Here is an 8322-nt window from a genome sequence, read left to right on the forward strand (position 1 = left end):
CAAAAATAGCATTTAAGAAAAAAAGATAGGGGCTTATTGATGCATGTCATTGTTTATTAAGGAATGTTTTTTCTCAGCCCCCTTCATACACAACAGGGGTCTGCCCAAAATATATTAAAATATTTTTTTTATGGATTAAACGGGAAAAACCAGAAACTCATCGATTTTTGAAGATAATGATATTTAAATAAGTCGAGACTGTAAATCTTAGATCAAATGCCAGTGCTCCTAGTTGAGAACAACCCTAAAAGATGTGCTTTATTTCTCTTATATACAACATTTTCATATTAATCCCCTCTCCCACTAATGGATAGAGGGGTTAGGGCGATATTTATTGTAATCGTTCACGCCCCCAAAGGGGCGCTTTAGAAAAGGTATCCAATGTCCTAGGAAGCCTCATTCAGAATAAATTCAATCTTGTAAAATGCATATATAGTACTGAATCATGCTAAGGTCTCAGGAGACAACTCTGTGGAATATTTTTCTACAAAATTGCAGAAAGCAGTCTTTATTTTCTAGCATAAGTTGCTCTCTTTATTTTTAAAGTTATAGACCTATTATTCAACACCGACAAAAGAAGCAATTCATATTTTCATGAAATGCGTCAAAGTGGATTTATCTGTTTCTAGAAAATCAAATAGCGTCTTTTCTTGCCTAATGAGCTATCAAGGTCTTTAATAAACAAATGTATATTATTTGCATGGAGCTCAAAATGCCAGTGAGTAAAGAATGCATTCAGCTGTTGCAAAAATTAGTGGATCACTATGAACAATATGGAAAGAAAGATAAAGATTACTTATTAATTTATCCTTTATTAAAAGAGTTTTTGTTTCTCGTGCTACAGCATAAAAAAGAACATAAAGACGAGCGGCTTATTGGTTTTCTTAGCTCCTCTGCATTGATTTTGGAAGAAAATCCATCCTTTGCTCAGGAATGCAGATTATTTTTAATCGCCTATCAAGAAACGACTCAAGCTTTAGACTCAATGCTGGATACTGAATTAAACATTCAATCAGAACTGGATGTTTCATGGGGGAAACAATTGGAGTCAGAACCGAACACATCTTTGCGGCCTTCTCTTTTTTTTCTTGAGTTACAAGAAGCTATTGCTAAAAGAGCGCAGCGTATGGCGAAAAAAGAAGCAGACACTTGGGGAAAACCTAAGCTGGGGTAGTTTAGTATTATTTATAAGAATTCTTCGATTTTGAGTTGAACTAGAGACGGTTTATTATCGTGTTACGTTAAGTCTCATGTATAAGCCATGGGTTAATAAATTTCGGTTTTGTCTTTGGAATTTCGTTTGTTCTAAATACCCTAAATCAAATGATGCCGCTTTTGAAAGGTGTCGTTCTATGCCAAAAAAGAATCGATTTTCAGCAAAAAATTTATCACTGACCCAGGATGGATGAGTGAAATTAAAGAAACACTCAGTGTACGTTGCTAGCGAATATTGAGTATTGTGAAAAGGTATTTTAAGCGTAATTTGCTCCCTCAAACGTGTTGCCCATTCAGAGAATAAAGTATTTTTTCGTTCTTCAAGGCGAGAACGATTCGACACATTAAAGAGTTTGGAATGATATATTTTCCAATGAAATTGCTGCCACAGTACATTTTCGTGTGCAATAACCCCTTGCGTATTCTCTGAGATGAAATAGGCAGCACCAATAAAGGGTATGAAATTAGGGGTGATTTGATAACCGGTACCGAAATAGATATGCTCTTCATCCCGCCCATATCGATCATCAATGAGGACCAATCTTGGTTCCAAGTAATATTTCCATTGTTTATAAGTTGTTACAAAAGGACCAATAAAAACTCCTGTTAACCAAAAAGTGCCAAAATTTTGCGTCTCTGTAAAACCTGTTGAACACATGAAAATAGAACATAAGAAACAAAAAATCCTTTTAACATTCACATTCATAGTAAACTCTTAATCGATTCCAATGAAGGATGTTTCCAAGCTTATTTACCCTAAAATTGCTCGGATTATTGTTAATTTCAATTGGGTATAGGGCATGTATTTAATGGGAAGTTCAAACCAAAATGGTTTTTTTAAAATGCTTTTGAAATGGCTGAATGCTTTAAAACCGGCTTCACCATGGTAACTTCCCATGCCACTGTCGCCTACACCGCCAAATGGAAGGTGTGAATTGCAAATATGCATAATCACATCATTAATACATCCACCACCAAAAGAAATCTCGTTTAAAATTCGGGTGTGCACTTTTGAATTTTTCCCAAAAATATAAAGGGACAAAGGACGTGGGCGTGATTTGATTTCTTGCAGGACAGGTTCTAGGTCGTTAAACGGAATAACGGGTAAAATTGGACCAAAAATCTCTTCTTTCATGATTTCATCTGTAAAGCTTACATCCTTAAGAATGGTAGGCTCAATATAGTTTTCGGTGTCAATGACTTGTCCACCCGTGAATAGCCTTTGGGGATCAATGAGCTTTTTTAAGCGTTGTACATGGTGCTCATTAATAATGCGGGTGTAACTTTCGCTTTCAAGGGGATTGGGACCAATTATTTTGCCGATTTGGTTTTTAAGCTCTTCCAATAAGGGTTGATAAATCTTTTCTTCAACTAAAAGATAATCGGGTGCAATGCAGGTTTGTCCTGCATTTAAAAACTTGCCCCATACAATTCGTTGTGCTGAAATTTTCAGATCGGCATCCGCAAAAACAAGGCAAGGGCTTTTCCCACCTAATTCTAGAGTAATAGGCGTTAAGTGTTCTGCAGCAGCCTTAGCTACTATTTTGCCTATTGTGGTACTGCCTGTAAAAAAGAGTTTATCAAAACGCATACTAAGAAGCTCTTGCGTGACGTCAGCGCCGCCTTCTGCAACATAAAGATAGGCGGGATCAAAATTTTGATTGATTATTTGGGCGAGCGCAGATGAAGTATTTTGCGGCAATTCACTTGGCTTAATTATACTGGTATTCCCTGCCGCCATAGCAGCAATTAAAGGAATTAATGTAAGCTGATAAGGGTAATTCCATGCCCCAATAATCAACGTTGTCCCATAAGGTTCGGGCAAGATAAAACTTTTTCCTGGTTGGTTCACAAGTTCGGTTCGTGTTGCTTTGGGTTTCGCCCATTTGTTTACGCATTTAATCGCTTTATCGAGTTCATGATAAATTAAGGCAAGTTCAGTTAAATAGGTTTCAAATTGTGATTTTTTTATATCCGCATAAAGGGCTTCCGAGAGCAGTTGCTCATTTTGTTTGAGAACGGTTTTTAATTTCTGCAGTTGCTGTTTACGAAAATCGATAGCTTTCGCCGCTCCGCCAGCTGAAAAAATTCTCTGCTCTTTGACAACAGTATGAATGTTCATGTAATGGATGCCTGTGTAAAAAATTATTATTTATCAGCAGTTAAACTACTCCATTTTAGTTTATCTTCTTAAGAATTAGCTAGAGATTATTCATTTTTTTCAGCTAAGGTTTTCCTGGAATTTGCTCACTCTAATTTGCAGTACTTGAGTGCTTTTTTAAATAAATCTCTGAATACGGCGCAAAGCCTTAGGGGGCCACAAAATTTTATCGTTTGCTTTTTTCCCTCAATTCCGTAGACATTGGGCCATGTCGAAAAGCATACAAAGCCGTGTAGAAGCGGCTGTCGCAAGCTCACTGGTTACAAATAAAATAACTTAAATGGTATATTCAGGCGCACCTTCTTTCTTATATACCAAAACAGTTCGTTCAAAAGACATAAATAGTTCTTTATTTTGGTTAATTCCCCGAGTTTCTACAGTAACGATTCCTTGATTTGGTCTTGATTTTGATTCACGTTTCGCTTTTATTTCGCTTTCAGCGTAAATCGTATCTCCTTCAAATACAGGTTTTAATAATTTTACTTTATCCCACTCCAGATTCGCGACTACTTTCTTGGAGATCGTATTAACGGTCATTCCTGTAATAATCGCCAAAGTAAATGTGCTATCAACTAAAGGTTTTTTCCACTCCGTGTGTTCCGCATAATGTGCATCAAAATGTAATTGAGCGGTATTCATTGTCAGCAAGGTAAACCATATATTATCATTTTGGGTAATGGTTCTTCCGGGTCTATGTTCAATAATTTGTCCCACTTCAAAATCTTCAAAGTAAAAACCAAAATCTTCACGCAAACGCTTGTTTCCTATCGATTTATAGCTTTGATGTGACATATTCATTACCTTTTAATTGTTTGATAATTTAAGTACCTCTTGAGCATGTTGGTAGATAGGGACATCGATCATTTGTCCCTGGTATTGACATGCTTTGCCTCCAGATTGTTCGAACAGGGCTACAATTTCTTTAGCTCGTTTAACTTCTGCTTGGGTTGGGGCAAAGTTTTGTTTTATGGGAATGATTTGCCTCGGATGAATCGCTAATTTTCCTTTAAAACCAAGTCCCTTAACCCGAATCACTTCAGAAATTAATTGTTCCTCATTTGTAAAATCGAAAAAAGGAGAGTCAATTGCTGGAATGTGAGCAAGTGCAGCTGCCTGAACGATTTGATGGCGTGCATTCAAAAGAACATCCCAGTCCATCTGACACCCTACATCGATAGCAAAATCTGCAGCCCCGAAAACTAAACCGGCGACTGGGGAATGAGTTACAATTGAATTTAAGTTCAGCAACCCTTTTGCTGTTTCAATCAATGCTAAAAGTTTAATATTTCGCGCTTCTAAATGGAGTATTTTATAAACAATATTTAACTCTTCAGCACTTTCTGTTTTGGGGTATAAAATGGCATCACAATAAATATCATCTTGTCTTAAGGCGAGCAAATCAGGGAGACCTGCATCAGTAGTGATATGGTTGATGCGCACTATAGTGAGCAGTTCTGGATGTTTTTTCTTTAGAAATTGAACCACATGATTTCGGGCTATGTCTTTCTCTGCTGCTGAGATAGCGTCTTCCAGTTCTAAAATAAGACCATTTGCACCTGAAGCCAGTGCTTTTGTAAAAAGCTCCGGTTTATTACCGGGTGTAAAAAGCAGGGCGGGTGAGCGTGATAAATCCATTTTAAATAAATCCTTGTGTTTTTGCTTGTTGTTCTAATTGCTCACGAAAGGCTGGATGGGCAATTTTAATTAATTGATGCGTTCTTTCAGTGGTAGAACGCCCTTTTAATTGGGCTACCCCGTATTCTGTAACCACATAATCAATATCAAGTCGGGTATCTGTAGCGATTGAAGAGAGCCGGGGGACTATCCTGGATAGGGTCCCATTTTTTGCTGTAGAACTACTGGCAATGATGGTCTTTCCACCTTCAGAATAATGAACGCCACGAACAAAATCCAATTGTCCGCCCACACCTGAAAATTGATGACCAATAAACTCGGCATTGACTTGGCCACTAAAATCAATCTCTATGAAGGCATTAACAGAGGTCATTAGGTTATTTTTCCCAATCACTTTAGGTTCATTGACATAGGAGACCGGAAGACAGAACATAGAAGGATTATTATTTATAAAATCATATAAAGGACGATCACCAATTGCAAAGGTAAATACATTGACGTAAGGATTTAATTTTTTATTGGCATTTGTAACTACTCCTTTCTTGATAAGCTCCACCATTCCTGACGTAATCACCTCTGTGTGTATGCCAAGGTTTTTATGATCGATTAATTGTTCGCATACTGCGTTAGGTACACCGCCTATTCCCATTTGAATGGTTGCTCCATTGGGGATAAGGGAGGTGATGTATTGGCCAATTTGACGATCTAAGTCACTAGCCGGCTTTGAATGTTCCTCAATCAAAGCGGTGGTATTTTCGACTATGGCATCCACTTCACTGACATGAATTAATGTAGAGCCCGAAGTTCTGGGCATGTTTTCATTTACTTCAACGATTAATTGATTCGCATAACGCCCTAATTCAATCGCATAATCGCCGTTAGTGCCTAAATTAAAAAAACCAAACTGGTCCATAGGGGAGACGGTAACCACGAACGCATCCAGTTTGGTAATGGACATAATGGTGCTCGGATAACGACTAAAACTTATGGGGACAAAATTGATGTATTTTTTACCTAGACCATACCCGCGTTCCGCTAATTCAACTTCTCCTTTGGACATCATCGAAGTGTAGGGTCGAATAATATGCAATAATTCTTCTTGAAAAATAGTTTCTAGGGCAATCGGACCACAACGAAGATAGTAAACCTTTAATTCTTTTAGATCACCTGCTTTGGCGCGCGCAGCAAGTGCATGGCACAAGGCTGGAGGAGTAGCGGCACGCATGCCCATAGAAATCACTGCAGATCGAGGAATCCGATTGACTGCATCATCTGCAGAACATAATTTTTGTTGATATTGCTTATCAAAATTCATTCATCATCCTAATAAATCAAAAGAGTTCCATATAAACTTTAAATTATTGATCAGGGCTATTAAATGTCAATTGTACTAATCGTTCCAATTCTTGAGCATCGGAGGGTGCAACTACTTTTTGATCGTTATCTAAATAACAAAAAATTTGTTTCACTTCCTGCTGCCATTTGGCAAATTTATGGGCATAATTTAACAGCGTTTTTTGCTCATAATGACCCAGATAAGGATCGAGATGTGGTCCATGTAATCGTAAGTAGATGAAATCACTGGTTATAATTTCTGGACACTGATATCCCTTAAAATCATAAAAACAAAGCGCAATATTGTATTTAGCAAGCAAATCATAAACTTCCTGACGTAACCAGGTTTTATTTCTAAATTCAAATGTGTAATGAAATGATTCAGGTAATACTTTAACAAACTGCTCCAGACGCTCTAGATTAAAAGGCCAATAAGGTGGGAGTTGAAATAAAACCGGTCCGAGTTTTTCTTCCAGTCCCTCAATGACCTGGAGCAAATAATGAACGCTGTCTTGAACGTCTTTCAGCATTTTTACATGGGTTAAATAGCGACTGGCTTTACAGGAAAAAATGAACTCTTCTGGAGTAGTTTCTTTCCACTTTGCAATGGATTTTGGAGAGGGTACGTGATAAAAGCTACTATTGAGCTCAACTGTGTTAAAGACGTTGGCGTAATACGCCAATTCATCTTTCTCTGCAACAGACTTAGGGTAAAAAATTTCTTTCCAACCTTTATAGACCCATCCTGAGGTGCCGATATTGACGAATGGCATAGCTCTACTCCTTAGAAGCTATTCTTGATAGGAAATACCAAGCATGTTTAAACCACGTTCAACATCATCTGCTACTGTTGGTCTGGATAGTAAATACTCACCGGTATGGTCGGTTATCTCTTCCTGGGCAAAATGTAACGCATCTTTCCATTCCTCTCGAGTATAATCCCCCCGGCCTAAATACATGAGAGCCACTAAGGTTGCTTGCTGATCAGGACGTAAATTATCTATGTATTCAACGGTTTCTTGATAAACTGGATCATTTTGATAATCAGCTAATACGTAAAAAGCATCCATGTCCTCAGTGACCTCTGGAAAACTAACTTCTTCCTTAACCTGAAATTGTCGCGCTTTATCCAGAAGATCACGAATTGTTTCTGTATCGAGATTCAACATATTTATCTCCTTATCTCATATGTTTTCCAATACAATAATAATAGCTTAAATAAAAAATAGTTTATCACCTGTGATCCACAAGCTCCCCATAATAATTTTATTCAGTGAAAAGAGGGGGGTGGCAGAGACAATTCCTCCGTTGCTAATTGGGATGAGAAAGTAAAGCTCGTGAATGCTTTAGGCTCTACTAAAGAGATTGTACTTAATACATTAAACTCGAATAACCGCATGAGTTGTATTTTATCTGCGGAGTCAGGTAGATTTTCGATTTGGGTTCGAACATCATGAAATTTTTGCCAATTAAAACTTGGGCTTTCTGCATCAAAGTAATGTGTGAAGAGGTGTGATGCTTGTTTTTGTAACACGTTTAATTGCTCAATCAAAGGCTTATATTGAGCAATATAAGGAGCAAAATTAAAAGTGTAAAAAATTTTAGGATGAAAACCAGTGATTGGCGCAAATACATTTTGTTGAAAACGTTCCATCAACTCAATTTTTTTGTGGTCTAACGGCATGGATTGAATCGAGTGATAAACTTCCGTAAAGAAAGAAAAGTTAAAGGAAGCTTGTGGGGTAAAGTATTGGGTTTTGATCCGACAGTAAAGGGTTACAGCCTCTTCGAGTTGCCGTAAATTCCATAGAAGAAAGGGGTTGTTCATAAGGTTTACTCCGTTGATAATGGCCAGGTATCGTACATAATTTTTTAATTTAATCAAGTTGTGTAATTTTCCATGTCTTAGCCAACTCATAAATGATAAGCTGGCAGTTATTGATAAAAATAATTTTTGAAGTATTTTAAAAACCGCT

9 protein-coding genes are annotated in these 8322 nt (G+C 37.4%); 1 reads left to right on the plus strand and 8 read right to left on the minus strand.

Going from position 1 to position 8322, the window contains the following annotated elements:
- Window positions 1-712 precede the first annotated feature (712 nt).
- Window positions 713-1174 (plus strand): hypothetical protein, encoded by a 462-nt coding sequence (locus OQJ26_RS13865; RefSeq protein WP_265704335.1) that lies wholly within the window; start codon window positions 713-715, stop codon window positions 1172-1174.
- Window positions 1175-1228: 54 nt separating this feature from the next.
- Here OQJ26_RS13865 and OQJ26_RS13870 read toward each other — a convergent pair whose 3' ends face one another.
- From OQJ26_RS13870 to OQJ26_RS13905, 8 genes are all read right to left on the minus strand, one after another.
- A complete protein-coding gene (locus tag OQJ26_RS13870) occupies window positions 1229-1921 on the minus strand; it encodes a DUF2490 domain-containing protein (protein WP_265704336.1) in 693 nt (230 codons plus the stop codon).
- 45 nt (window positions 1922-1966) lie between these two features.
- Complete coding sequence (locus OQJ26_RS13875) at window positions 1967-3337, minus strand: aldehyde dehydrogenase (RefSeq protein ID WP_265704337.1); 1371 nt, start codon at window positions 3335-3337, stop codon at window positions 1967-1969.
- A 315-nt stretch (window positions 3338-3652) separates the two neighbouring features.
- The gene (locus OQJ26_RS13880) at window positions 3653-4168 is read right to left on the minus strand and encodes a MaoC/PaaZ C-terminal domain-containing protein (RefSeq protein WP_265704338.1); all 516 of its coding nucleotides are present in this window, start codon (window positions 4166-4168) and stop codon (window positions 3653-3655) included.
- A gap of 12 nt (window positions 4169-4180) precedes the next feature.
- Entirely contained in the window at window positions 4181-5011 is an 831-nt protein-coding gene (locus tag OQJ26_RS13885; protein WP_265704339.1) for an HpcH/HpaI aldolase/citrate lyase family protein, read from the minus strand.
- 1 nt (window position 5012) lies between these two features.
- Window positions 5013-6326 carry an acetyl-CoA hydrolase/transferase family protein gene (locus OQJ26_RS13890; RefSeq protein WP_265704340.1) on the minus strand — a complete coding sequence of 438 codons (1314 nt, stop codon included), beginning with the start codon at window positions 6324-6326 and terminating at the stop codon, window positions 5013-5015.
- Between the two features lie 43 nt (window positions 6327-6369).
- On the minus strand, window positions 6370-7119 hold the full coding sequence (locus OQJ26_RS13895; RefSeq protein WP_265704341.1) for a DUF72 domain-containing protein: 750 nt from the start codon (window positions 7117-7119) through the stop codon (window positions 6370-6372).
- Window positions 7120-7137: 18 nt separating this feature from the next.
- On the minus strand, window positions 7138-7515 hold the full coding sequence (locus tag OQJ26_RS13900; RefSeq protein WP_265704342.1) for a DUF3775 domain-containing protein: 378 nt from the start codon (window positions 7513-7515) through the stop codon (window positions 7138-7140).
- Window positions 7516-7616: 101 nt separating this feature from the next.
- A partial coding sequence (locus OQJ26_RS13905; RefSeq protein ID WP_265704343.1) for a hypothetical protein occupies window positions 7617-8322 on the minus strand: 706 nt, incomplete at its 5' end.

This window comes from Legionella sheltonii (genome assembly GCF_026191355.1).
Classification (GTDB): domain Bacteria; phylum Pseudomonadota; class Gammaproteobacteria; order Legionellales; family Legionellaceae; genus Legionella; species Legionella sheltonii.